The sequence below is a fragment of the Vreelandella sp. GE22 genome, assembly GCF_968212445.1.
The window spans coordinates 2,465,085-2,490,438 of record NZ_OZ309110.1 but is presented as its reverse complement, the minus strand read 5'-3'; the positions used below and the strand labels follow the sequence as shown (position 1 = coordinate 2,490,438).

At 59.3% G+C, this 25,354-nt stretch carries 19 protein-coding genes; 14 read left to right on the top strand and 5 right to left on the bottom strand.

The genetic code is table 11. The annotated features are described in order from the left end of the window. The first annotated feature begins 46 nt into the window (after nt 1-46). From purD to ACWHRL_RS11665, 6 genes are all read left to right on the top strand, one after another. Nucleotides 47-1,339, top strand: a complete 1,293-nt coding sequence (purD, locus tag ACWHRL_RS11690) for a phosphoribosylamine--glycine ligase (RefSeq protein WP_447893795.1) — start codon at nt 47-49, stop codon at nt 1,337-1,339. Between the two features lie 30 nt (nt 1,340-1,369). Further along, nucleotides 1,370-1,807, top strand: a complete 438-nt coding sequence (locus ACWHRL_RS11685) for a thioesterase family protein (RefSeq protein ID WP_447529297.1) — start codon at nt 1,370-1,372, stop codon at nt 1,805-1,807. Then, nucleotides 1,807-2,679 (top strand): phosphoribulokinase, encoded by an 873-nt coding sequence (locus ACWHRL_RS11680; RefSeq protein WP_447529296.1) that lies wholly within the window; start codon nt 1,807-1,809, stop codon nt 2,677-2,679. Before ACWHRL_RS11685 ends, ACWHRL_RS11680 begins: the two co-directional genes overlap by 1 nt. A gap of 112 nt (nt 2,680-2,791) precedes the next feature. Next, nucleotides 2,792-3,133, top strand: a complete 342-nt coding sequence (locus tag ACWHRL_RS11675) for a histidine triad nucleotide-binding protein (RefSeq protein ID WP_447529295.1) — start codon at nt 2,792-2,794, stop codon at nt 3,131-3,133. Nucleotides 3,134-3,180: 47 nt separating this feature from the next. Then, nucleotides 3,181-3,810: a 3-demethoxyubiquinol 3-hydroxylase gene (locus ACWHRL_RS11670; protein WP_447529294.1), complete on the top strand. Its 630-nt coding sequence runs from the start codon at nt 3,181-3,183 to the stop codon at nt 3,808-3,810. A gap of 164 nt (nt 3,811-3,974) precedes the next feature. Continuing rightward, nucleotides 3,975-4,133, top strand: coding sequence for a DUF1328 domain-containing protein (locus ACWHRL_RS11665; RefSeq protein ID WP_447893793.1), 159 nt, complete (start codon nt 3,975-3,977; stop codon nt 4,131-4,133). Between the two features lie 78 nt (nt 4,134-4,211). Here the strand turns inward: ACWHRL_RS11665 and ettA are convergent, their stop codons facing one another. The 4 genes from ettA to ACWHRL_RS11645 all read right to left on the bottom strand — a co-directional run bounded on the left by ettA (nt 4,212) and on the right by ACWHRL_RS11645 (nt 8,289). After that, nucleotides 4,212-5,873 (bottom strand): energy-dependent translational throttle protein EttA, encoded by a 1,662-nt coding sequence (ettA, locus tag ACWHRL_RS11660; protein ID WP_447529292.1) that lies wholly within the window; start codon nt 5,871-5,873, stop codon nt 4,212-4,214. Nucleotides 5,874-6,016: 143 nt separating this feature from the next. Beyond that, complete coding sequence (locus ACWHRL_RS11655; RefSeq protein ID WP_447529291.1) at nt 6,017-6,223, bottom strand: PA3496 family putative envelope integrity protein; 207 nt, start codon at nt 6,221-6,223, stop codon at nt 6,017-6,019. A 146-nt stretch (nt 6,224-6,369) separates the two neighbouring features. After that, complete coding sequence (locus ACWHRL_RS11650; RefSeq protein ID WP_447893792.1) at nt 6,370-6,804, bottom strand: PAS domain-containing protein; 435 nt, start codon at nt 6,802-6,804, stop codon at nt 6,370-6,372. A gap of 171 nt (nt 6,805-6,975) precedes the next feature. Continuing rightward, nucleotides 6,976-8,289: an MFS transporter gene (locus ACWHRL_RS11645; protein ID WP_447893791.1), complete on the bottom strand. Its 1,314-nt coding sequence runs from the start codon at nt 8,287-8,289 to the stop codon at nt 6,976-6,978. Between the two features lie 81 nt (nt 8,290-8,370). Between ACWHRL_RS11645 and ACWHRL_RS11640 the strand changes: the two genes are divergently transcribed. The 6 genes from ACWHRL_RS11640 (at nt 8,371) to ACWHRL_RS11615 (ending at nt 15,830) form a co-directional block, all read left to right on the top strand. After that, nucleotides 8,371-8,640 carry a SelT/SelW/SelH family protein gene (locus tag ACWHRL_RS11640; protein ID WP_447529288.1) on the top strand — a complete coding sequence of 90 codons (270 nt, stop codon included), beginning with the start codon at nt 8,371-8,373 and terminating at the stop codon, nt 8,638-8,640. Further along, nucleotides 8,637-9,512 (top strand): DMT family transporter, encoded by an 876-nt coding sequence (locus ACWHRL_RS11635; protein WP_447893790.1) that lies wholly within the window; start codon nt 8,637-8,639, stop codon nt 9,510-9,512. Before ACWHRL_RS11640 ends, ACWHRL_RS11635 begins: the two co-directional genes overlap by 4 nt. 254 nt (nt 9,513-9,766) lie before the next feature. Continuing rightward, on the top strand, nt 9,767-11,272 hold the full coding sequence (locus ACWHRL_RS11630; protein ID WP_447893789.1) for a TolC family outer membrane protein: 1,506 nt from the start codon (nt 9,767-9,769) through the stop codon (nt 11,270-11,272). Between the two features lie 327 nt (nt 11,273-11,599). Next, nucleotides 11,600-13,774, top strand: a complete 2,175-nt coding sequence (locus ACWHRL_RS11625) for a type I secretion system permease/ATPase (RefSeq protein WP_447893788.1) — start codon at nt 11,600-11,602, stop codon at nt 13,772-13,774. Beyond that, a complete protein-coding gene (locus ACWHRL_RS11620) occupies nt 13,774-15,201 on the top strand; it encodes an HlyD family type I secretion periplasmic adaptor subunit (RefSeq protein ID WP_447529284.1) in 1,428 nt (475 codons plus the stop codon). The genes ACWHRL_RS11625 and ACWHRL_RS11620 overlap by 1 nt, the downstream gene beginning before the upstream one ends. Continuing rightward, entirely contained in the window at nt 15,201-15,830 is a 630-nt protein-coding gene (locus tag ACWHRL_RS11615; protein WP_447893787.1) for a helix-turn-helix domain-containing protein, read from the top strand. Before ACWHRL_RS11620 ends, ACWHRL_RS11615 begins: the two co-directional genes overlap by 1 nt. A 191-nt stretch (nt 15,831-16,021) precedes the next feature. On the opposite strand, the gene ACWHRL_RS11610 is transcribed toward ACWHRL_RS11615, so the two are convergent. After that, nucleotides 16,022-16,405: a hypothetical protein gene (locus ACWHRL_RS11610; RefSeq protein ID WP_447896201.1), complete on the bottom strand. Its 384-nt coding sequence runs from the start codon at nt 16,403-16,405 to the stop codon at nt 16,022-16,024. Between the two features lie 937 nt (nt 16,406-17,342). Between ACWHRL_RS11610 and ACWHRL_RS11605 the strand changes: the two genes are divergently transcribed. After that, a complete protein-coding gene (locus ACWHRL_RS11605; protein WP_447896200.1) occupies nt 17,343-21,080 on the top strand; it encodes a hypothetical protein in 3,738 nt (1,245 codons plus the stop codon). Further along, nucleotides 21,047-25,339 carry an Ig-like domain-containing protein gene (locus tag ACWHRL_RS11600; protein WP_447896170.1) on the top strand — a complete coding sequence of 1,431 codons (4,293 nt, stop codon included), beginning with the start codon at nt 21,047-21,049 and terminating at the stop codon, nt 25,337-25,339. Before ACWHRL_RS11605 ends, ACWHRL_RS11600 begins: the two co-directional genes overlap by 34 nt. Nucleotides 25,340-25,354: the final 15 nt, after the last annotated feature.

Genomic DNA, 25,354 nt, shown 5'->3' with positions numbered 1-25,354 from the left:
GTGGCATAATGCGCCCAGGTAACGCATCCGCTCGATAAGGAAAGACATGAACGTTTTGATGATAGGTGGCGGCGGGCGAGAGCACGCCCTGGCGTGGAAACTCGCGCAGTCGGCACAGGTAACGAAGGTGTTCGTCGCGCCCGGCAATGCGGGAACTGCCCGGGAGCCCTCGCTTGAAAACGTGGCCATCGAAGCCACCGATATCGATGGCCTGCTGGCGTTTGCCCAGCGTGAAAACATCGCGCTGACCGTCGTGGGGCCCGAGGCGCCACTGGTCGTTGGCGTAGTGGACCGCTTCCAGCAGGCGGGGCTTGCCATTTTTGGGCCCACCCAGGCGGCCGCCCAGCTCGAAGGCTCCAAATCCTTCACCAAGGATTTCCTTGCCCGCCATCAAATTCCCTCCGCCGCCTATCAAACCTTTACCCGGGTCGACGACGCGCTCGACTATCTGGCCGAGGTCGGCGCACCGATCGTCATCAAGGCCGACGGCCTGGCCGCGGGCAAGGGCGTGATCGTTGCCATGAGCGAGGCGGAAGCCAGGGCGGCGGTTCGCGATATGCTCGAAGCCAACGCCTTTGGCGATGCCGGCGCGCGGGTGGTCATCGAGGAGTTTCTCGAGGGCGAAGAAGCGAGCTTTATCGTCATGGTCGACGGCGAAAACGTCGTCCCCATGGCCACCAGCCAGGATCATAAGCGTGCCTTCGACGGCGACACCGGCCCGAACACCGGCGGCATGGGAGCTTACTCGCCGGCGCCGGTGGTCACACCGGAGATCGACGCGCGGGTCATGGAGCAGGTGATTTTGCCCACGGTGCGCGGCATGCGCGATGAGGGCAACGCCTACACCGGCTTTTTGTACGCGGGCCTGATGATCGACGAGGCCGGCAACCCGAAAGTGATCGAGTACAACTGCCGCTTCGGTGACCCGGAAACCCAGCCAATCATGATGCGCCTGACCTCTGATTTCGCCGCGCTTTGTTTGGCCGGGGCGAAAGGCGAGCTAGCCGGTTTTGAATGTCACTGGGACAGCCGCGCTGCCGTGGGCGTTGTGATGGCCGCGGGCGGCTACCCCAATAGCTACCGCAAGGGGGATATCATTACCGGGCTTGACGAAGCGGACACGCGACACTGCAAGGTCTTCCACGCCGGTACCGCGCAAAACGAGCAGGGCGGTATCACTACCGCCGGTGGGCGTGTGTTGTGTGTCACTGCGCTTGGCGAAAGCGTGTTGGAAGCCCAGGCAAAGGCCTATCTGGGCGTCGAGCAGATTCACTGGCAAGATGTCGAGTATCGTCGCGATATTGCGCACCGGGCCATCGCACGCGAACAGTCACGCTAATTTTAATAACCGTTTATCAAGGAGTGAGGTATGGAGCGCGTTACGCTGGATTTTCCTGAGGCAGCGATTATTCACCGCCACTCCTTGTCGGTGCGCATCACGGATATGAACTACGGCCGTCACTTGGGCCACGATGCGCTGGTGGGGCTGATCGCCGAGGCGCGTGCCCAGGCGTTGGCCGCGCTTGGATTCCCGGAGTGGGATCTGGCGGGCTATCCAAGTGTCGTGGCCGATTTGACCGTGTTGTACCAGCGTGAGGCGTGCTTCCCCGAGGTGCTTTCGATCGAAACCGCCGTTCCCGAACCCGAAGGCAAGGGACTTGTGGTGTATCACCGGGTTTTGAATGCGCAGGACCAGCGCGTCGCGACGGCCAAACTAACGCTGATGCTGGTCGATACGGCCGCCCGACAAACCGTCGAGGTGCCCGCAGAGGTCAAACGTGCGCTCGCCCATGCCCGAGGTGTCTAATGTCGCGTGAGTATCCGATTATTGCGATCACTGGCTCGTCCGGGGCGGGCACGACCACGGTCCGACGTAGCTTCGAGCGTATGTTCTTGCGCGAGGACATCCATGCGGCGATCGTCGACGGCGACGCCTTTCACCGCTATACCCGTGATGATCTGCAGCGTATCTTCCGCGAAGAGCCGGATCGCAAGGACGAGCTCTCGCACTTTGCCGTCGAGGCCAATTTGCTCGATCGCTTGGAGGGGCTTTTTGCCGAATACGGCGAGCACGGCTCGGGCACCTTTCGTCACTATATCCATGCCGAAGACAAGCAGAAGATCGAGGCCGGTTACCGTGTCGGTACCTTTACCGAGTGGCAGTCGCTACCCTGTGGAACGGATCTGCTCTTCTACGAAGGGTTGCACGGCGGCCTGGTGACGCCGGAGTACGATATCGCTCGCCATGCCGACCTTTTGATCGGCGTGGCGCCCACCATGAATCTCGAGTGGATTCAAAAGATCGACCGCGATACCAAGCTGCGTGGCTACTCTCAGGAGGCGGTGATCGATACGATCCTGGGGCGTATGGGCGACTACGTTCGCTATATTCAGCCGCAGTTTTCGCGCACGCACATCAATTTCCAGCGCGTTCCCACGGTAGATACCTCCAATCCTTTCGAGGTACAGGATATTCCCACCGACGCGGAGTCCTTCGTGGTGATTCGCTTTCGTGACCCTTCCACGGTGGACTTCCCCTGGCTTTTGGCCATGATCAAGGACGCCTTCATGACGCGCCCGCACACCCTGGTGGTACCCGGGGCGAGGCTGTCGCTTGCCATGGAGCTCATTTTGGCACCGCTGCTGCGCCATTTGCTGGCACAGCGGCGCTTTCGCTAAGCAAGCGCACGGTTCGTTAGCGACGCCTCATCGTCAATACGTCAGTCAATCGACCTGGCCAGCGAACAACACAGCCAGTGGACAACACAGCAGCGAATAACAGGAGCACGTCATGGAGTGTCTTTTCTGCAAGATCATCAATCGCGAAATACCTGCCGATATCGTTTATGAAGACGAGCACGTATTGGCGTTCAACGATATCGATCCCAAGGCGCCTACCCATCAACTGATCATTCCCAAACAGCATATCGCCACCCTGAACGATATCGAGCCCGATCACCTGGCCATCGTTGGGCGGCTTCAATACACCGCGGCCCGCCTGGCCAAAGAGCAGGGGTTTGCCGAAGACGGCTACCGCGTGGTGATGAACTGCAACGCCATGGGCGGTCAGACGGTCTATCATATCCATATGCATTTAATGGGCGGACGGCAGTTTACCTGGCCGGCCGGTTAACGCGCACGACAGGATCAAACGAGGTCATGCCAATGCGGGAACGCCACTTGAGCCGATCGGATCGGTTTATTTCACACATCGATAGCGCGCTGCGCACGCTGATTCCCAATACCCAGGGAGCGCAGCGCGCCAATCCCTCGGCTTTGACCCCCGAGGCGGCGCTTAGCGAGCTGGAGCGTCGCCACGCGGCCAGTACGCTACGGGTGCTGCATGTGGCCACCGCCGGGGTCCAGGGGCTATGCCAGGGGCAGGTGGGGCTTATTATGCTGCCTAAAGCGCGCCAGCAAATCGATCACTCCCAGCGCGAGGCAATCGATCATCTGGCGTGGTGCCAGCAACGTCTCGAGCAACTCGAAAGCCGCACCAGCTACTTTACGCCGGTTTACTATGGGGCCGGGGTGGGGCTTGGGATCATGACCGGTTTGATCAACGACCGCTTCGGACTCGGCATGGTAGCGGCCACCAAGGAGCTGATCGGCCGTCAAGTGACCGAGCAAATGGCATATCTGCCCGCCGAGGACCATCGCTCCCGCACGCTTATACGTCAGGTCGCCTCCGATAACACCCATCACGCGCAGTTGGCGATCGAAGCGGGGGGTATGCGTTTTCCCGCGCCTCTCAAGTGGGGGATGGGGTTGCTGGGCAATACGTCGCTCAAAAAAGCGCGCTATACCTGAACGGCTTGACGAACCCCACTGGCTGACCAATTCTAGAGAGTGTCCGCATACGCTTTAACGTGGCTTATGGGCTTCGTTGAAAAACACATAGGCACCCGCCGGCGCGAGCGGCGGCTTCAGGGAAGCAAGCCGGTTGAAAGGCACCGCCATAAAGGAGACGTAAAATGCTGGGTAACGCACTGCTTTTTTTGATTATCGCGATCATCGCCGGGGTACTCGGGTTTTCCGGCATTGCCGGGGTGGCCTCTACCATCGCCCAAGTGCTGTTCGTACTTTTTTTGATCCTTTTTCTCGTTTCGCTGTTTACCGGCCGGCGCCGATAGGGCGCTGGGTGCAGGTATAAAAAAAGCCCCTTTACAGGGGCTTTTTTGTGCTAGGACTTCGTACCAGCAAAACGTTGCCTATGCGTCGATGCGCTTGTACTTCATCCGCTTGGGCGTGTCGTTGCCTACGCGTTTTTTGTGGTCTTCTTCGTAGTCGGTGTAGTTACCGTCGAAGAATACCACTTCCGATTCGCCTTCGAAGGCCAGGATGTGTGTAGCGATCCGGTCCAAAAACCAGCGGTCGTGGGAGATCACGATCGCACAGCCCGGGAAAGCGAGAAGTGCTTCTTCCAGGGCGCGTAGGGTTTCGATATCCAGGTCGTTCGAGGGCTCATCGAGCAGCAGAACGTTGGCGCCTTGCTTGAGCGTTTGCGCCAGCTGTAGGCGACCGCGTTCGCCGCCGGAAAGCTCGCTGAGGCGTTTTTGCTGATCGTTGCCCTTGAAGTTGAAGCGACCCACGTAGGCGCGTGAGGACACCTCAAAGCCGTTGATGTTCAGGATATCCTGACCATCGGAGACGGCTTCCCATACGGTCTGTTTGTCGTCTAAAGCGTCGCGCAGCTGTTCGACGTAGGCGATATCGACCGTATTGCCGATGACCACTTCGCCTTCGTCGGGCTGCTCCTTACCGGTGATCAGCTTGAATAGCGTCGATTTACCCGCGCCGTTGCCGCCGACGATACCGATGATCGCGCCCGGCGGTACGGTAAAGGAAAGATCCTGGTAGAGGAGCTTGTCGTCGAAGCGCTTGGTCACGTTATGAAACTCGATGACCTTGTCCCCCAAGCGCGGGCCGGGCGGAATATAGATCTCGTTGGTTTCGTTACGCTTTTGGAAGTCGCCGGACTGCATCTCTTCGAAGCGGTTGAGGCGCGCCTTGCTCTTGGCCTGACGGCCCTTGGCGTTACTGCGTACCCACTCGAGTTCCTGCTTGATCGCTTTCTGGCGCGAGGCTTCCTGTTTGGCTTCCTGGGTCAGGCGCTGCTCTTTTTGCTCGAGCCACTGGGAGTAGTTGCCTTCGAAAGGAATGCCCTGACCGCGGTCGAGCTCGAGAATCCAGCCCGCCACGTTGTCCAGGAAGTAGCGGTCGTGGGTAATCGCCACGACGGTGCCGCTGTAGTCGTGCAAAAAGCGCTCGAGCCAGGCCACGGACTCGGCGTCCAGGTGGTTGGTGGGCTCGTCGAGCAGCAGCATGTCGGGGTTGGAGAGCAGCAAGCGGCAAAGCGCGACACGGCGGCGCTCACCACCGGACAGATTGCCTACTGTCGCCTCCCAGGGGGGCAGACGAAGGGCTTCGGCGGCCACTTCCAGCTTGCGCTCGATGTTGTGTGCGTCCGCGGCCTCGATCATGTTCTCCAGACGCGCCTGCTCGCTTGCCAGGGCGTCGAAGTCCGCGTCGGGCTCGGCGTAGGCGGCGTAGACCGCATCGAGTTTCTCCTGAGCGGCTTTTAGCTCGCCCAGCGCCTCTTCGACGGTGTCGCGAACGTTTTTCTCATCGTCGAGCTGCGGCTCCTGAGGGAGGTAACCCACGTTGATGCCAGCCATCGGGCGAGCTTCACCTTCAAACTCTGTATCGACACCGGCCATGATGCGCAGCAGTGTGGATTTACCCGCGCCGTTCAAACCCAGCACGCCGATCTTGGCGCCAGGGAAAAACGAAAGCGAGATATCCTTGAGAATTTGTTTTTTGGGCGGCACGACTTTGCCAACCCGGTTCATGGTGAATACGTATTGCGCCATGGAAATCCGTTAGGTTGTTGAACAGTGTGATCAAAAAGTGATGTGGGCGTAAATGATAGTGCCCCGAGCGAGTAAAGGCCAGAAAGAGGGCGGCCAACATGATCGCTCAGTGCCGTGAAGACGCTAAAAGGGTGCTCTTGCCCCTAGTCGTTCCAGTCGTCTTCGATAGCCCGCTTGAGATTACGCTCTTCAAGCCAGGCTTCTACCTGGCGGCGTGCACGCAGGGTATCGCCCTTGCTGGGCTTTTGCTTGCCGTACTGCTCGTCGTTGACCGCATCCAGGCTTTCGAAATCGTCGGCTTCGAGGTTTGCAGTGCTAAACGTATCGCGATTCAAGGGGTCACGGCTCATGAGATGCCCTCCAACCCAAGCCGGCGTACCGGCGTTTTATAGGCTTAGCGCTAAACGTTGGCTAAGCGCCCAGCGCACCACTGCGCTTAGGCGCTGTATAACGCCGCTTGGATTGAAGTTCAAGCTTTAAATGCAGGCGGGGTGAATCAGGCGCTTTCCTGCTGTTTTTGCAGCTCGGATAGTGCCCGTTGGGCTTCGACGCGCTCGGAGACGTCTTTTTGTACGCCGACGCAGTACATCAAGTTATCGCTTTCATCGAATACCGGCGTAATGGAAAGCTCGTTCCAGAACATGGTGCCGTCCTTGCGGTAGTTGCGCAGCACCTCGCGAGAGGAGCGACCGCTTTTGAGCGCCTCGCGGATCCGGTCGAGGGCGTCCTGGTCGCGGTCATCGTTTTGCAGAAAACGACAGTCCCGGTAGAGAATTTCATCGGCGGTGTAGCCGGTCAGGCGTTCAAAGCCTTTATTGACATAGATGAGAATGTTTTCCTCGCCTTCCTGCTCGGACACGACGATGCCGTCGTCCGATGCATCTACAATGCGCTCGAGTAATTCAGGGTTGATTAAAGGAGATCGTTTCATAAAAAATCCTGTTGCTAATCGCTCTTCCGTTGCCATGGCGCTGTACGTCAGCGCGGGAATCAACGGTACTTAAACACGCCAAACAGCATTAACATAGGCAGCAACGCTGGCGGTGGCAAATTATCCTCTCCGATCCAATAAGCGGGCACGCAAACGCGCGCCTGGGAGGGCTCATTCGACCTCGGGCAGCCGGTAGGCGCTGAGTATGGCGCAAAACGCCGTGAATGCCAGTACGAGCAGCAGTAGGGCACTGCCTAGCCACTGCGCCAATGCGCCCACCATGCCCCCCACGGCAAGCATCAAGGCGCCGGTCAGCGTATTGGAGAGCGCCACGTAAAGTGCACGATTATCCTGATTGGCGATATCGACCAGGTAGGTCTTGCGGCCAAGGCGCACGCCATGGTGAATGATCACCAGCAGCGCGTAGACGACGGCGTAGGGCACGATGCTTTGCGTCCATTCGTCGCCGACCCACACAAGGCTTGCGCCCAGTAGGCAGCAAAGCGTCGTGCCCAGGGCGGCGTAGCCCATGACACGGCGGCTGGATTGATCGGCAAGCTTGCCCCATACCGGGCTAGCAACCATGGCCGCCAGCCCCGATACGACGACCAAAAAGCCCAGGTTGCCCAGGCTGGTACCGCTTTGCTGCTGGCCGAGCAGCGCGATGTAGGGAAGGGCCAGGGCGCTCGAGAGTAATAACGCGCGGGAAACGTTGAAGTGCAAAAAGGTGCGGTCGGTTTTTAAAAGCGAAAACCCGTACTTGATGCTCTGCCAGGCATTTTCGCCGCCCTCTACCGCGCCGGGTTCTTCCTTGATGCGCGCCACGCAAAAGGCATTGAGTAGCCAGCCAAGGGCTGCGACGGCAAGCAGTGTAGCCAGCGCCCACTGGCCGGGGCTTTCGTTAAACAGCATCAGCACGCCGCCGGCAGCAAGGGTAGCGGCGCCGGCGACGCTACCGCTATAGCCCATGAGCGTGCCGCGGCGGCGTTTGGCGATGGTTTTACCCATTACATCCTTGGTGGCGATGGAAGAGATGCCCCGGGCGAGCGAAAGCAGCACCAGCACGCCGAGCACCAGTGCCCCGCCCAACGAATTACTGCCCCAAAGGGCCAGTAACGCTAAACAGAACGCGCACACCCCTTGAAGCACGGCGCCGGCGGCCCATACCCATTTGCGCCTGGGCTGGGGCCTGATGAAACCGGCCACGAATATCTGCGGAAGCAGCGCGCCGGCTTCACGGATGGGGACCAAAAATCCCACCATCCATACCGGCGCGCCCATGAGGCCCATGAGCCAAGGGAGCACCAACCGTGCGCTCGAGAGCTCGTCGGCCAGCTTATTGCCTAGCGCTGCAAACAGGTGCAAAAAGAAGTTGCGCGGCTGCTCGTGGCACGCTTGTTCGGGTATGTCCTGACACATTCGGCTATCGTCATCGCCGGTCAACCATTCGAACAGTCGGGTTTGGGAAATGGGCGGCTCAGCCATCGCGGTTCCTTGGCAGTTATTAATACAAGGTGACAGAATGCCGTTTTATCACCGCAGGTTAAAGCACTCGAGGCCGACACGATGCCGCGTATAAATGTCCGCTACTGCACGCAATGTCAGTGGCTTCTACGCAGTGCCTGGTACGCTCAGGAACTTCTTTCAACCTTTGGCGAGCAGCTTGATGAGGTGGCGCTGTCGCCTTCTCATGGTGGCACGTTCGAGATCTGGTGCGACGACGAGTTGATCTGGGAGCGCAAGCGTGACGACGGCTTCCCGGATAGCAAGGAGCTCAAAAAACGCGTGCGCGACAGGATCGACCCGGCCCGGGATCTTGGGCATATCGACCGATGAATCAGGACCGCCAGGCAATCGCATTCGGGTTAGGGGCAGTTGCGCTTTGGTCGACGGTGGCGACGGCCTTCAAGGTGGCGTTGGGTTACATGAGCCCGCTGGAGCTTATGTGGATCGCCGCGCTGGTCTCCTGGATGCTAATGGGGGCGCTGGTCATCAAGCGTGGTCACATCGGCAAACTGCGCCGCGGATGGAAAACCGCGGCCTGGGCTGGGCTGATGAACCCGGTAGCCTATTACCTGGTACTGTTTGCCGCCTACGACCGTTTACCAGGCCAGGAGGCCATGGCGCTCAATTATACCTGGGGGCTGGCCATGGCGCTTCTGGCCGTACCCCTTCTGGGCCAGCGTTTGACGCGATGGGACATGGCGGCGGGCGGCGTGGCCTACGCCGGTGTTTGGGTCATTGCAACGCGCGGGCAGGTCTTCAATCTGGCATTCGAGGATCCGCTGGGCATCGTGCTGGCACTTTGTTCAACGCTTATCTGGGCGCTTTACTGGCTTTTGAACGCCCGCGATGCGCGGGAGCCGCTGGTTGGTCAGTGGCAAAATTTTAGTGTTGGCTTGCCAGTGCTGACGTTTCTACTACTTTTAGGTCCGGGGGTTCAGTGGCACGGTTTGGCTGCGTTGGGCGCAGGTGTCTACGTCGGCTTGTTCGAGATGGGGATCGCCTTCATTTTCTGGCAGGTGGCGGTGCATAAGGTGTCGCGCACGGCCAAGGTGTCCAATCTGATTTTCCTCTCGCCGCCGGTATCGCTGCTGCTGTTGCACCTGGTCGTGGGAGAACCGCTTTTGGTATCTACTTTCGCGGGGCTTGGACTGATTTTAGGCGGTCTTGCCTTGCAGCAGGTACAAAGTGGTGAAAAAGACTGATTAAAAGAACGTGTTTTTTAGATTCTTATTGTAAAGTTTTGTGACTTTTGTTCTGATACGTTGCCTTAACCGTTAATGCTATTAACTTAAGCCAGGTTGTCGTGGCTGCTCTTTCCGGTCGTAGAAACATAAGCCAAGCGTCAGACCTTGACGCCGCGCAAAAAAACAGATGCCGGAGAAGTGGCAGAGTACGCCGCGATATCATCGCAAGAGTTTCAACGTAAGAGTGGAACGCTCAACAGGGATCCATGGATATGAAAGACAACGTAACAACGAAATTAAAGTATCTGTTTTCAGCGCGTGCGTTTCGCCCCATTACGTTAACGACGCTTGCGTGTCTGCCGCTTTCTGCTCTAGCGCAGTCGCTACCCGCCAGCCTCTACGCGCCGGGGTCCACGGATTTGCCGAGCGCCATTCAGCAAACCATCATCACCAACCCGCAGGTCAACGCGGCTTGGGCGAATTTCAATGCGTCGGGAAGCGATATCCGGGCCGCCCGGGGTGGCTATTTGCCGACGATCGATGTGCGCGCCGGCGTAGGGCGCCAGGATCGGCAAAACGACGGGCGAGGCAGCTACAGCAGTGATTTTGCCGAACTGACTCTGTCGCAAATGGTATTTGACGGTTTTGCGACGCGCAGTGATGTCGAGCGTCTGGACCGGGCCCGCCTGGTCGCTTATTTCGAGCTTTTAGGCGCGAGCGAAGAGGTCGCCCTCGAGGCCTTTGGCAGCTATATCGACGTACTTCGCTATCGTGAACTGGTGCGCCTGGCCCAGGATAATTACCGCCAGCACCAGCGCGTTTTCGGTCAGATCGAAGAGCGCACGCTTTCCGGCGCCGGGCGTGGGGTCGACCTGGAACAAATCAGCGGTCGTCTGGCGCTCGCCGAATCCAACCTGATGTCGGAAGCGTCCAATCTTCACGATGTGACTGCGCGTTATCAGCGTGTCGTCGGTGAGCTTCCCGCGCAAAACATGACGCCGGCACCTTCGCTGGCGGCGGACTTGCCGGCGGATGTGGCTCAGGCCGTTAGCATGGCCTTCGAAGGCAACCCGGATTTTCAAGCGGCGATGGAGAATATCGCCGTGGCCCGTGCCCAGCAGGAAAGCACACGCGCCGGTTATATGCCGCGCCTGGATATTCAAGGACGTACCGGCACCAATAACGATGACAACCTCACCGGGCGTAGTGACGAGCACAGCATCCAGCTCGTGGCGAGTATGAACCTGTACCGCGGTGGGGCAGACCAGGCAACCTTCGACGCGGCCGCTTCGCGGATCGAACAGGCGCAGAGTCAGCGTGAGCTTGCCTGTACCAACGTGCGCCAAACCACACAGATCGCCTATAACGATACCCAGCGTCTGCGCGAACAGCTTAGCTACCTCAACGAGCACCGTCAGTCCATTGACCGCGTGCGGGGTGCCTATCAGCAGCAGTTCGATATCGGTCAGCGCACCTTGTTGGACGTTCTCGACAGTGAGAACGAGTACTTCGAAGCCAGCCGTGCCTACGCCAACGCCGAGTTTGATTTGACCCTTGCTCAAGCGCGTACACTTGCGTCGATGGGCCAGCTCATGCAGACCCTCAACGTGACGCGTGACGATATCCCAAGCCTTGCCGAGCTCGACTATGACGGTACGACGTTAAGTTCCGCCGATACCTGTGCCGTTAACGGCCCCAGTGGCTTTACGTTGGATGATTTCACACAGGGTATTTCGGCCTCCTCCTCGAATTACTCGACGGCGTATCCGGCAGAGTAACCAGCGCCTGGCGCTGATCCCCTGCACATGTCACCGGTACACTGCGGATGCCGCCGTGTACCGGTTTGCGGCTTTCCTCTGCCTGAGTGACCAGTGGGTCTGGCAACGCCGCTGGAAGCTTTCGGTCTTCGAGGGGAAATAAGGGGATTGGGGGTGTCTTTTTACGGCCTTTAAAAAGGACGTTTTAAGATTAAATATAGCGAGATGGCTCAAAAAAATCAGGGCGTTGGGTGGGATGTAAAGCGCCTAACGTTGAGCGCTCGATGTTCTACTTTTCAGCGATGACTCGACCTCGCGGTACACCGACGGATAGGAGATTAGGTTTTAGTGGCTCAGCAAAAGCAGGTCGTCTCTACCAGTACTCCATCTCGCGAGCAAGCGGGGGATGAGCTTCTTGAATGTTTGAAAGCGATCGCCTCCTATCATCAGCACGAGGTATCCTCGGAGGCGCTCAAGGCGGGGTTGCCTTTGGAGCAAGGGAACCTCACGCCGTCGGTTTTTGGCCGCGCCGCGCACCGCGCTGGCCTGACGGCGCGCATCGTTAAAAGCCCTTTGCTGGGGCTCAATCCTTCGCTATTTCCTGCCGTGCTCCTGCTGGAGCCGGGACGCGCTTGTGTGCTTTTGGCACTGGACACTCAACAGCAAAAAGCCAGCGTCATCTTCCCGGAGCTTTCCGAGGCCGCCGTCGAAGTGGCGCTCGACGAGCTCAATGGTGGGTACAGCGGCGAGGCGATTTATGTCCGGCCCAGATTTCAGGCCGACAACAGTACTGAACCCGGCGTCAAGAAAAAGCGCGATCAACACTGGTTCTGGGGCGTCATCAAGGAAAACCGCCGTCTTTACCGTGACATCATCAGCGGGTCGATCGCGATCAACGTCTTTGCGCTGGCCATGCCGCTTTTCATCCTTAACGTCTATGATCGCGTGGTGCCCAATCAGGCGACCGACACACTTTGGGTGATGGCGGCGGGCGTGTTTATCGTGCTGTGCTTCGATTTGGCGCTTCGTCTGATGCGTAGCGCCTTTGTCGATTTAGCGGCGAGTCGGGCGGACGTGAAACTCTCCTCGGCGATCATGGCAAAGGTGCTGGGGATGCGCCTTGAAGAGCGTCCTGCTTCCACGGGCTCGTTTACGTCGACGCTGCAGTCGTTCGAATCGGTGCGCGCCTTTATCGGCTCGGCCACCATCGTCGGTATCGTCGATCTGCCTTTCGTGCTCATGTTCGTGGGTATCATCGCGCTCATCAATCCGTGGCTTGTGTTGCCGGTTATCGTGGGGATCCTCTTAGTACTGCTGTACGCGCTGGGCGCGCAGGGCAAGCTGCACCAGCTCTCTGAAACCACCTGGGAGGTGGGCGCCCAGCGCAACGCGCTGTTGGTAGAGTCGGTGTCTCAGCTCGAGAACGTCAAGGCGCTACGCGCCGAGAGCCGCATTCAGCGTCATTGGGAAAAAGCCTCGGCCTTTTTATCGCGCACCGGCGCGCAGTTAAAGCTGGTCAGCTCTTCGGTGTCGAGCGTGGCACTCTGGGCGCAAAACAGCGTGGCGGTGTGCGTCATCATCGTGGGGGTCTATCAAATCATCGAAGGCAACCTGACCCAGGGCGGGCTGATCGCAAGCTACATGCTCTCTTCCCGGGCGATGGCGCCGATTAGCCAGGCCGCAGCGCTGCTGGCCCAGTACCACCAATCCTCTACGGCGCTCGAGTCGCTCAATCGGGTCATGGAGAAAAAAGAGGAGCGCCACGAAGGCAAAGCTTACGTCGAGAAACCGAGTGTGGCCGGCCACCTTCAGCTCGAAAAAGTCACGTTGCGCTACCCGGACGAAGAGCGCGATGCGCTGCGCGACGTGTCGGTGACGATCAAGGAGGGCGAAAAGGTCGCGCTTCTGGGGCGTGTCGGTTGTGGCAAGTCGTCACTCAACAAGCTGCTTTTGGGGTTCTATCAGCCAAGCGCTGGCGCGGTAATGCTCGATGGAGTGGATATCCGGCAGTTGGATCCGCTGCAGTTAAGGCGCCATATCGGCTACGTGCCGCAAGAGGTAAGCCTCTTTGCCGGCTCGCTTCGCGACAATATCGTGGCCGGCGGTGGAAGTGACCGGGTCGACGATCATGCGTTGTTACGGGCGATCAAAATCGCCGGGCTCGAATCCCTGGTGAACGCCCACCCCAAGGGTGTGGATTTACAGGTTGGCGAGCGCGGCCAGGCGCTTTCCGGCGGGCAGAAGCAGGCGGTCGCCATTGCCCGCGCCGTGGTGCAAGACCCGCCGGTGCTGCTGCTCGATGAACCGACCAGCGCTATGGATAACGCCAGTGAAGAGACGTTCAAGGCGAATCTGACCCGCATTTCCGAGGGTAAAACCGTGCTGGTGGTGACCCACCGTACCTCGCTATTGTCGCTGGTCGACCGCATCATCGTGATGGATGCGGGTAAGGTCGTGGCCGATGGTCCGCGGGACAGTGTGGTCGAGGCGCTGCGCAACGGTCAGATCGGGAGGGCCTCATAATGGCGAAAAAGTCCTCTACTACCGAGCAAAAAGGGTTCGAAGCGATCGGCCGTTTCTCTGAAAAGGGCCAAAAGCCCTTTCGCCCTTTTATGGATCGGCTGTTCGCCCGCCGAGTAAGTTCTGCCCACCTCAACCGGGACTGGGCAAGCGATACCGACTGGGCGCGCATGCAGCAAGAGCCCATTCGCGCGCGGCTCTTTCTCTACGTCACCTTGCTTGCGTTCATTGCCGTGCTGGTATGGGCGTACTTCGCCCAGATCGACGAAGTGACGCGGGGTAACGGCCGGGTGATCCCCGCAAGCCACCTTCAGCGCATTCAATCCTTTGATGGCGGCGTGGTCGAGCAGATCAACGTGCGCGAAGGCCAAGTCGTCAGCGCTGGCGAAGTGCTCATGCAGATCGACCCTACCCGGTTTGTCTCCGATTTTCGCGAAAACCGCGCTCAGCGTTACGCGCTCGAAGCGCGTTCCGAGCGCCTTCGCGCGCTGGCCACGGGGACCGCGTTCGAACCATCCGACGAGCTCCTTCAAGAAGTACCCGGGATCGTGTCTCAGGAGCGCGAGGCTTACGAGAGCAGTATCGAAGAGCTTCGCGAGCAGGAGAACGTACTGGAAGACCGCGTTCGTCAGCGCCGGGAAGAGCTAAGAGAAGCCCAGTCCCGTCGCGACACCGCCGGGCGTGAAGCCAGTATGGCAAGCCAGGAGCTGAACCTTACGCGCCCGCTACTTTCGTCAGGCGCGGTATCGGAAGTGGAAGTATTGCGCCTCCAGCGCGAGGTGTCCCGGGCGACCGGCGAGCGCAATCAGGCGGACGCTTCCGTAGCGCGGCTTCAGGCGGCGGTCGAAGAGTCGCAGACCCAGCTTCGCGAACTAAGCGCCGAGCGACGCAGCGAGTGGCGCAGTAATCTGGCGCAAACCGTGGGCGATCTGAACGCGCTTCAGCAGTCGGGCACCGGTTTGCAGGACCGTGTACGGCTAACCGAAATTCGCTCGCCGGTGGATGGTGTCATTCAGCGTATCCATATCAACACCATCGGTGGTGTCGCCCAGCCCGGGCAAGAAGTGGTCGAAATTATTCCAAGCGATGACCAACTGCTGGTCGAGGCGCGTATTGCGCCCCAGGATATCGCCTTTTTGCACCCGGGGCAGGCCTCCACTATCAAGTTAACCGCCTACGACTACGCCATTTACGGTGGGCTTCAAGCTGAACTCGAGCATATCAGTGCCGATACGATTACCGATGACGATGGCAACACCTTCTATCTGGTACGGGTACGTAGTTTGCAAGACGAGGACGCGGCGCAGCGGCTGCAGGTCATCCCCGGGATGACCGCTCAAGTCGATATAGTGACGGGCAAACGAACGGTCATGCAGTTTTTGCTCAAGCCCGTTTTAAGAGCGTGGCGTGACTCAATGGGAGAGCGCTAATGAAACATCTATTTTTAACGGCGGATGGGATATTAAAGGCGCGCTGGCAGGAAGCGTTCCCCGGTGCCGCAGTGCTCACCCCGGATAGCGGGCTTGGCGCCGTCGATACCGGTGATGTGGTATGGCTGGTCACCACGGTCAACGCTTGGCAAACGCTGATTGGCACGATTACGCAAAAAGGCGCCGTGGTAGTGGTGTTGAGCTACGCCGCCGACGACCGTGAGGCCCTGCAGGCCCTCGACCACGGCGCGCGCGGCTACGCCCATACGCTTTCCGCACCGGCGATGCTCGAGCAGGTGGCGCTGGTGGTCACCAATCACGGCATTTGGGCGGGGCAGTCGCTTCTGTCCAGGGTTTTGGGCGGCTCCGCCCAAGCACTACAGCAGCGAAGCGGCGGCGAACGGGGGCTTTCAAACCAGCATTTAGCCTTGTTGACCGAGCGCGAGCGAGCGGTAGCCCAGGCGGTTTCAAGTGGAGCGAGTAACAAGGAAATCGCCCGCCAGCTGGATATCAGCGAGCGCACGGTCAAAGCGCACCTAAGCGCGATTTTCAAGAAGCTGGCGGTGCGCGACCGGCTACAATTGATGCTGAAGCTCGCCGCCGATGCAGAAGCTCGCTCCTTTGGGTAAATAGTCGCCGTTTCGGCCCGATTTCCCCCGCGGCTACGCCGTTTTAACACGGCGCCCCCCAAGCCGCGGGCGCTAAAATAAATGCACTACCTGTCCATCGGTACAATAGGTTTATCCCCTCTGTTTCCCTAGTATGGCGCTATAAGCCGCATCTCCCTTCGTGCCACCCACGAGCCTGCGGCCACTAACGTTTATCGGGGAACTACTTCATGGCAACAGCAACGGTCATTTCCATCACGGGCGACGCCTGGGTCGTGGACGCAGCGGGCAATATCCGCGAGGTTCGCATTGGCGACACCCTTAACGAGGGTGAAACGCTCATGACCTCGGACGGTGGCCGGGTAGAGCTGGATTTTGCCGATGGCACCGGTGCCAATGTGGTAGAAGGTGGCCAGGAAGTGGTCATTACGCCCGAGCTTGAAAGCGATGCGATCGTGACAAGCGACGAGGCCAGCGTTCTCGATGACGATATCGAAGCCCTGCTCGCGGCGCTCGAAGATGAGGATACCGACCTTCTCGATATTCTGGACCCCACCGCCGCAGGCGGCGCCGCGGGTGGCGGCGGCGAAGGCCACAGCTTCGTGCGCGTTGCGCGCATCTCCGAAGACGTTAGCCCCTTAAGTTTCTCCACCGCAGGCCCTGCCGCGGGCGCCTCCCCGGCATTCTTCGAGTTCTCTGGTGGCGAGCTGGATGATGCCGATGACGGCCTCACTCCTCCAGTCGACCCGACCGATCCTGCGGACCCGACTGATCCTACGGACCCGACCGATCCGACGGACCCGACCGATCCGACTGATCCCACGGACCCGACTGATCCTACGGACCCGACCGATCCGACGGACCCGACCGATCCAACGGACCCGACTGATCCGACGGACCCGACGGACCCGACCGATCCAACGGACCCGACTGATCCTACGGACCCGACTGATCCGACCGATCCCACGGACCCGACTGATCCTACGGACCCGACCGATCCTACGGACCCGACCGATCCTACGGACCCGACGGACCCGACCGATCCTACGGACCCGACTGATCCTACGGACCCGACTGATCCTACGGACCCGACTGATCCTACGGACCCGACTGATCCGACGGACCCGACCGATCCGACGGACCCGACCGATCCGACGGACCCGACCGATCCGACGGACCCGACCGATCCGACGGACCCGACCGATCCTACGGACCCGCCTGATCCTACGGACCCGACTGATCCCACGGACCCGACTGATCCCACGGACCCGACTGATCCCACGGACCCGCCTGATCCCACGGACCCGACTGATCCGACCGATCCCACGGATCCGACTGATCCTACGGACCCGACTGATCCTACGGACCCGACTGATCCTACGGACCCGACTGATCCTACGGACCCGACTGATCCCACGGACCCGACTGATCCCACGGACCCGACTGATCCCACGGACCCGACTGATCCGACCGATCCCACGGATCCGACTGATCCTACGGACCCGACTGATCCGACGGACCCGGAAGATGGTGATGCAGACGCCGACGCGGATTCCGATGCAGATGCGGACGCTGATGCAGATGCCGACGCGGACTCCGATTCTGACGCAGATGCAGATGCAGATGCAGATGCAGATGCGGACTCCGATTCTGATGCCGACGCAGATGCGGATTCTGACGCGGACGCCGATTCAGATGCGGATGCGGATGCGGACGCGGACGCGGACGCTGATTCGGATGCCGATGCCGACGCTGACGCTGATTCTGACACGGATGCAGATGCTGATTCCGACGCGGATGCGGATGCTGATGCAGATTCCGACGCCGACGCCGACGCCGACGCGGATGCAGATTCCGACGCCGATGCTGATTCGGACGCTGACGCTGACGCTGACGCAGATGCAGATGCAGATGCAGATGCAGATGCGGATTCTGACGCGGACTCCGATTCTGATGCAGACGCTGATGCCGACGCAGATGCGGATTCTGACGCAGATGCGGATTCTGACGCGGACGCCGATTCAGATGCGGATGCAGACGCTGACTCAGATGCGGATTCCGATGCAGATGCAGATGCAGATGCCGATTCAGACGCCGACGCGGACTCCGATTCTGATGCAGACGCAGACGCAGACGCAGATGCGGATTCTGACGCGGACGCCGATTCTGATGCAGACGCCGACGCCGACGCCGACGCCGACGCCGATGCTGATGCTGATTCTGACGCCGATGCAGATGCAGATGCAGATGCAGATGCGGATGCCGATTCAGACGCAGACGCTGATTCCGACGCGGATGCTGACTCAGATGCAGATGCAGATGCAGATGCGGACGCTGATTCCGATGCGGACGCCGACTCTGACGCGGATGCCGATGCCGATGCGGACGCTGATGCAGATTCCGACGCTGACTCAGACGCGGATGCCGACGCCGACGCCGACGCTGATTCTGATGCCGACGCGGATGCCGATTCAGACGCCGATGCTGATTCAGATGCGGACGCTGATGCTGATTCGGATGCCGACGCAGACGCCGACGCCGATGCAGATTCCGACGCCGATGCTGATTCGGACGCTGACGCTGATTCCGATGCGGACGCCGATGCTGATTCCGATGCAGATGCAGATGCAGATGCGGATTCTGACGCTGATGCCGACGCTGACGCTGATTCTGACGCGGATGCAGATGCTGATTCCGACGCGGATGCGGATGCTGATGCTGATTCAGACGCCGACGCGGATGCAGATTCCGACGCCGATGCTGATTCGGACGCTGATGCTGACGCAGATGCAGATGCAGATGCAGATGCAGATGCAGATGCGGATTCTGACGCGGACTCCGATTCTGATGCAGACGCTGATGCCGACGCAGATGCGGATTCCGATGCCGATGCAGATGCGGATGCCGATTCAGACGCTGATGCTGATGCAGATGCCGACGCGGACTCCGATTCTGATGCAGACGCAGATGCGGATTCTGACGCGGACGCCGATTCTGATGCAGACGCCGATTCTGATGCAGACGCCGACGCCGACGCCGACGCCGACGCCGATGCTGATTCGGATGCAGACTCTGACTCTGACGCGGATGCTGATTCGGATGCCGATGCAGATTCCGACGCTGATGCGGACGCGGATGCCGATTCCGACGCAGATGCGGATGCGGATGCCGATGCTGATTCGGATGCCGACGCCGATGCTGACTCTGATGCTGATGCTGATGCTGATGCGGACGCGGATGCAGATTCCGACGCCGATGCTGATTCGGACGCTGACGCTGACGCTGATTCCGATGCGGACGCCGACTCTGACGCGGATGCAGATTCCGATGCGGATGCTGATTCAGATTCCGACGCCGATGCTGATTCGGACGCTGACGCTGACGCTGATTCCGATGCGGACGCCGACTCTGACGCGGATGCCGACGCCGATGCGGATGCTGATTCAGATGCGGATGCTGATTCAGATGCGGATGCTGATTCAGATGCGGACGCTGATTCAGATGCGGACGCTGATGCTGATTCGGATGCAGATGCTGATGCCGACGCGGATGCCGATTCAGACGCCGATGCCGATTCAGACGCCGATGCGGACGCGGACGCTGATTCCGATGCGGATGCTGACTCAGACGCCGATGCCGATTCCGATGCAGATGCTGACGCCGACGCGGACTCCGACGCAGATGCGGATTCCGACGCCGATGCTGATTCGGACGCTGATGCGGATGCGGACGCCGATGCAGACGCTGACGCTGACGCCGATTCCGATTCCGATGCAGATGCCGATGCTGATTCGGATGCAGATGCTGATTCCGACGCGGATGCTGATTCGGATGCCGATGCAGATTCCGACGCTGATGCAGATGCCGACGCGGATGCGGATTCTGACGCGGACGCTGATTCGGATGCCGATGCCGATGCCGATGCCGATGCGGACGCTGATGCAGATGCAGATGCTGACTCAGACGCGGATGCCGACGCCGATGCTGATTCGGACGCTGATGCTGATGCGGACGCCGATGCAGACGCCGATTCCGATGCAGATGCAGATGCGGACGCCGATGCTGATTCGGATGCAGATGCTGATTCCGACGCGGATGCTGACTCTGACGCGGATGCTGATTCGGATGCCGATGCAGATTCCGACGCTGATGCAGATGCAGATGCCGACGCGGATGCGGATTCTGACGCGGACGCTGATTCGGATGCAGATGCCGATGCCGATGCCGATGCGGACGCTGATTCCGATGCAGATGCTGACTCAGACGCGGATGCCGATTCCGACGCAGATGCGGATGCAGATGCCGACGCGGACTCCGATTCTGATGCAGACGCTGATTCCGACGCCGATGCTGATTCCGACGCAGATGCGGATTCCGATGCTGATTCGGACGCTGACGCTGACGCTGATGCGGATGCGGATGCGGATGCAGACGCCGATGCAGACGCTGACGCCGATTCCGATGCAGATGCTGACTCAGACGCGGATGCCGATTCCGACGCAGATGCGGATGCCGATGCCGATGCCGATGCCGATGCCGATGCCGATGCTGATTCGGATGCCGATGCCGATGCCGATGCGGACGCTGATTCCGATGCAGATGCTGACTCAGACGCGGATGCCGATTCCGACGCAGATGCCGATGCCGATGCTGATTCGGATGCCGATGCCGATGCCGATGCCGATGCCGATGCCGATGCCGATGCCGATGCTGACGCGGACGCGGACGCAGATTCCGACGCCGATGCTGATTCGGACGCTGATTCCGATGCGGACGCTGATGCAGATGCCGACGCGGACTCCGATTCTGATGCAGACGCTGATTCCGACGCCGATGCTGATTCCGACGCAGATGCCGATGCTGACGCGGATGCAGACTCCGACGCCGATGCAGATTCCGATGCGGATGCTGATTCAGATGCGGACGCTGATGCTGATGCTGATGCAGATGCTGATTCCGATGCTGATGCTGATGCTGATGCTGATGCTGATTCGGATGCCGATGCCGATGCCGATGCCGATGCTGACGCGGATGCAGACTCCGACGCCGATGCAGATTCCGATGCGGACGCCGATTCGGACGCCGATGCAGACGCTGACGCTGACGCTGACGCCGATTCCGATGCAGATGCAGATGCAGATGCTGATTCGGATGCAGATGCAGATGCAGATTCGGATGCAGATTCCGACGCCGATGCGGATTCCGATTCAGATGGTTCTCATGAGCCAAAAGCCAAAATCACCATCGACAAGATCGCTGGCGACGACGTGATCAATGGCCAGGAAGCTAAGGACGACGTACGCGTTACCGGCACCGTCGGTGGCGACGCCCAGGCGGGTGACACCGTTACACTGACCGTGGGTGACAACACCTACGAAGGTGAGGTCACCGCCGACGCCGATGGCAACCTGACCTACGCCATCGACGTCCCGGGATCGGTTCTCGCCGAGAACGACACCGTTTACGCGGAAGTCACCGGCACGGATAGTGCAGGCAATGGCTACAGCGCCGAGACGGATCGCGACTACAGCGTCAACCTCGATGCCAGCGCCAAGATCACCATCGACAAGATTACCGGCGATGACGTGATCAACGGCGAGGAAGCGAAGGGCGACGTGCGCGTTACCGGCACTGTGCGGGGCGACGCTCAGGCGGGCGACACCGTCACGCTGACCGTGGGTGACAACACCTACGAAGGTGAGGTCACCGCCGACGCCGATGGCAACCTGACCTACGCCATCGACGTCCCGGGATCGGTTCTCGCCGAGAACGACACCGTTTACGCGGAAGTCACCGGCACGGACAGTGCAGGCAATGGCTACAGCGCCGAGACGGATCGCGACTACAGCGTCAACCTCGATGCCAGCGCCAAGATCACCATCGACAAGATTACCGGCGATGACGTGATCAACGGCGAGGAAGCGAAGGGCGACGTATGCGTCACCGGCACCGTGGGCGGCGACGCTCAGGCGGGCGACACCGTGACGCTGACCGTGGGCGACAACAGCTACATCGGCATCGTCGGTGAAGATCAGACCTACGCCATCGACGTGCCCGGCAGTGTGTTGGCCGAGAACGACACCGTTTACGCGGAAGTCACCGGAACCGATAGCGCAGGTAATCCTTACAGCGCCGAGACCGGCCGCGACTACAGCGTCGATATAGCGCCTTCATCTGAAGGCGGCTACGCCCTGGGTGATGAAGATAGCTCCAGTGCCGGTCACGATGACTTCCTGCTCAAATGGGAAGATTTCAATATCACCGACAAGGGATGGGTCGAATCCGATCCGGGTATCGTTGTCACTCAGCTGCCAACCAGTGGCTGGCTGCAAGCGAAAGAGGGTGATGGATGGCGTGATGTCGAAGAGGGCGAACGCTTCTCCAAAGCACAGATCGACGCAGAGGAGTTGCGCTTCAAGCCAGAGGCCAACGAGTCGGGCTTCGATGGTTATGGTGGCGATGGTGTGGGTAACATGCAGGCTGACTACGCGAAATTCAGCTTCAAACCCGCAGGTGAGCTCAAGGATGGTAAAGAGTCCACCTTCACCATCGACATTACCCCTGTCGCGGATAAACCGAACGTCGAACTAGAGGTTACCGCTGGCGATATCGTTCCGGGGGCAGGCGCTGGTAAGACGCTGCAGGTGAACGGCGGTAGCAGTCAACGCGGCGGCTTCGATGTTCGGGACGGTCAAATCGTCAAGATCGGCGATAATGTACGTGTATGGCTCTCGGAAGGAGATATCGCTCCCGAGAGTACCGGGACTGGGGTGGTCGCCTATTATGACCAGCACGGAAACCCGGCTGGTGACGCGGATTACTGCGACATCTTCGTGGTTCGCCCCGACAGCAAATTGCTCCATAACGTAACAGGGGTACGTAGCGGCGAGCCTGACGCGTTGGCGGACTACATCTTCATGTCGGGCCCTGCTAGCGGGTATGCCGTCTCGGTTGGAACCAACAACCGCAATGGTCAAATCAATACCCTCGAGAATGTCCATGTCAGCCATAATGGTCACTCCATCATCGAGGCAGGCAATCAGGTCGAAGGGTTCATCTATGGCGATGGTACCTGGGAAGCTCAAGACAAGTGTAATCCTGAACCGCCGATGGAATCCGTAGAGGGCGAGAAGCCTCTTCAGGAGCTAGTGGTCAAAGTTTCTGCCCAGTTGACCGATACCGACGGCAGCGAAGTACTTTCGGGTATTACGCTGAAAGGTATCCCGGAAGGCGCAAGCGTCGAGCTTAAAGACGCGCCGATGGGCATTGGGCTGGTCGAGCAAGATGGCGTATGGACGATTACCAACCCCGAGCATTTGCCCGGCCTGAAGGATATTCAGCTGGCGCTGAAAGTGCCTGCGGGTAGCGAGTCTTTCGAGATCGTCGCCGTGGCGAGTTCTACCGAGGTTTACCGCGATGCTGATGGTAACCCGGTGGCGCTCGAAGGCGTGACGCCAGCGTATGGCTTGGCAACTGAATATGTCGATGTGACCTCTGACAACACCATCGTGCCGGAAGTGAGCCTGGCGGTCGAAACGGTTCATGGCCTCGAGACGGTCACGAAGGATGGCTTTGCTGATCTGGGCGTGGGCGGCTCTGGCGACGGCTGGATCAATGATCCACGTCCGCCGGCAGATACCGAAAAGGCCCACTTCGATTTCGGTAAGGCACATGCGGGTGAAACCTTCACGTTAAGCTGGACGCAAATGGCGAAAGGCGGCTGGGAAGATGGTCGTACCGGCTGGCATCATAGAGGTGGCACCCGCGATACGTTCAAGGTGCTCGTCAATGGCCAGGAGCAGTACGAAACGTCCTGGTACGATCCCAACAACAGCAACTGGACCCGTTTCAAGCCTGAAAACCAGTCGCTGACCGTAATGCTGGATAAAAACGGTCAGGCGGTCGTCGAGTTCGAGGTGCGCTCGACCGAAGCCAATGAAGTAGTGGATGTCAGCAATATCAAGGCCGAGCTGAACGTCGAAACGACGATTTACAAGGTCGACCTTTCCGGCAGCATTGCAAAGGGTGAAATCGACTACTACGAAGTCGAAGTTGACGGTGGGCAGTTACTTTACAACGGTAACGTACTGGCCAGCGAAAACGGCGTTTATCGCGTAGAGCCCAGCCAGTTGGGCAGCTTGACCGTAAGGCCGGATGTTGGTTTGGACACCTTCGATGTGCGCGCAACCTCGTTTAGCGACAAGGGTGTAAGTAGCGATCAGGCGCTGGTGAATGTCGATGTGGAAATGCCCTCTACGCCCCCGGAGGTAAGCATCGATCTTATCGAGACAGGACAAGAGGCAGGTGTCGATGTATTAACCAAGGTATGGGGCAGCCTCAAAGATGGCTCCTTCGGCACCACAGGCATGTCGGTGAATACCCACGGTGCTAATCAGATGGTGAGCGGCTCTAGCCTCAAGGCCGATTGCAGTCGTAATCTGAAGATCGTGTCGAAAACCGGCAGTAATGAAACAGCCTATCTGCAGGTCGGGGATACCTACTCGATTAAGTGGCAGGAGCTCACTGGGTATAAGACTCTTTACTCTTTGAAGCACCCTCTCGGGCACAAGCAGGCAGTCTGGGAAGACCACTCCATGGAAGGCATGGTTACCCGTTCTGACAAAACCGATGTCAATGGGTCGGGCAACGATGTGGTCGTCTTCTCCGGAAAGGTCAATGGCGTAGCTAAAACCCTCGTCATCGATAACGGTCCGGAGGGTGTTCGCGAGGGCACTTACCATGTCCAGAACCACTACTACACCAACGACAAGGATGACAGCACCGTTGGCTTCCGTGAGATGAAGATTGCCGGCTCTGCCGATGCGGATGCAGAGGTGACGGTCACCGATAAGCATGGCCAGGTAGTGGATACCGTCAAGGCGAATGCTAACGGTGAGTGGACGACCGCTCTGAAACGTATCGATGGCGACAGCGGTGAACTCAAGGCCACCGCTATCGATGCAGACGGCAATATCTCGGTCGACACCAAGCATTACCAGCTTGGTGACAAGGGCAACAACGTGCTGCGCGGTACCGAAGCCAACGATCTTCTCTACGGCGGTGCCGGTAACGATACGTTAGTAGGCGGCGATGGAGACGACACGCTGATCGGTGGAGCGGGTAATGACACGCTGATAGGCGGCCCGGGTGACGATATTCTCGTCGGTGGCCTGGGTGCCGATACCTTCAAGTGGGAGTTCGGTGATCAGGGCAGTAGCCATAACGCGGCCACCGATGTGGTCAAGGACTTTACTCAGGGGGTATTTGGTAAGGATGCCCAAGCGGATCGTCTGGACCTCTCCGACCTGCTGAAAGGCGAGAACAACGAGAGTATCGATCAGTACATTCGCGCGGAGCAGCAGGGAAGCGATACGGTTCTGCATATCAAATCGGAAGGTGGTTTGTCTGCGGATAACAGTAACGCCGACCAGCGCGTGGTACTCAAGGACGTCACGATGCCGCAAGGCGAGAACTCTTCGGACTTTATCCAGAGTATGCTGCAGGATCACCAGCTAAAAATCGATCACTAAGGCGAAGGCGTTACA

What these genes read in the sequence shown, in the direction of transcription:
- purD (WP_447893795.1), top strand. Translation starts at nt 47, where the DNA reads ATGAACGTTTTGATGATAGGTGGCGGCGGGCGAGAGCACGCCCTGGCG.
- ACWHRL_RS11685 (WP_447529297.1), top strand. Translation starts at nt 1,370, where the DNA reads ATGGAGCGCGTTACGCTGGATTTTCCTGAGGCAGCGATTATTCACCGC.
- ACWHRL_RS11680 (WP_447529296.1), top strand. Translation starts at nt 1,807, where the DNA reads ATGTCGCGTGAGTATCCGATTATTGCGATCACTGGCTCGTCCGGGGCG.
- ACWHRL_RS11675 (WP_447529295.1), top strand. Translation starts at nt 2,792, where the DNA reads ATGGAGTGTCTTTTCTGCAAGATCATCAATCGCGAAATACCTGCCGAT.
- ACWHRL_RS11665 (WP_447893793.1), top strand. Translation starts at nt 3,975, where the DNA reads ATGCTGGGTAACGCACTGCTTTTTTTGATTATCGCGATCATCGCCGGG.
- ettA (WP_447529292.1), bottom strand. Translation starts at nt 5,873, where the DNA reads ATGGCGCAATACGTATTCACCATGAACCGGGTTGGCAAAGTCGTGCCG.
- ACWHRL_RS11655 (WP_447529291.1), bottom strand. Translation starts at nt 6,223, where the DNA reads ATGAGCCGTGACCCCTTGAATCGCGATACGTTTAGCACTGCAAACCTC.
- ACWHRL_RS11650 (WP_447893792.1), bottom strand. Translation starts at nt 6,804, where the DNA reads ATGAAACGATCTCCTTTAATCAACCCTGAATTACTCGAGCGCATTGTA.
- ACWHRL_RS11645 (WP_447893791.1), bottom strand. Translation starts at nt 8,289, where the DNA reads ATGGCTGAGCCGCCCATTTCCCAAACCCGACTGTTCGAATGGTTGACC.
- ACWHRL_RS11640 (WP_447529288.1), top strand. Translation starts at nt 8,371, where the DNA reads ATGCCGCGTATAAATGTCCGCTACTGCACGCAATGTCAGTGGCTTCTA.
- ACWHRL_RS11635 (WP_447893790.1), top strand. Translation starts at nt 8,637, where the DNA reads ATGAATCAGGACCGCCAGGCAATCGCATTCGGGTTAGGGGCAGTTGCG.
- ACWHRL_RS11630 (WP_447893789.1), top strand. Translation starts at nt 9,767, where the DNA reads ATGAAAGACAACGTAACAACGAAATTAAAGTATCTGTTTTCAGCGCGT.
- ACWHRL_RS11620 (WP_447529284.1), top strand. Translation starts at nt 13,774, where the DNA reads ATGGCGAAAAAGTCCTCTACTACCGAGCAAAAAGGGTTCGAAGCGATC.
- ACWHRL_RS11615 (WP_447893787.1), top strand. Translation starts at nt 15,201, where the DNA reads ATGAAACATCTATTTTTAACGGCGGATGGGATATTAAAGGCGCGCTGG.
- ACWHRL_RS11605 (WP_447896200.1), top strand. Translation starts at nt 17,343, where the DNA reads ATGCAGACGCCGACGCGGATTCCGATGCAGATGCGGACGCTGATGCAG.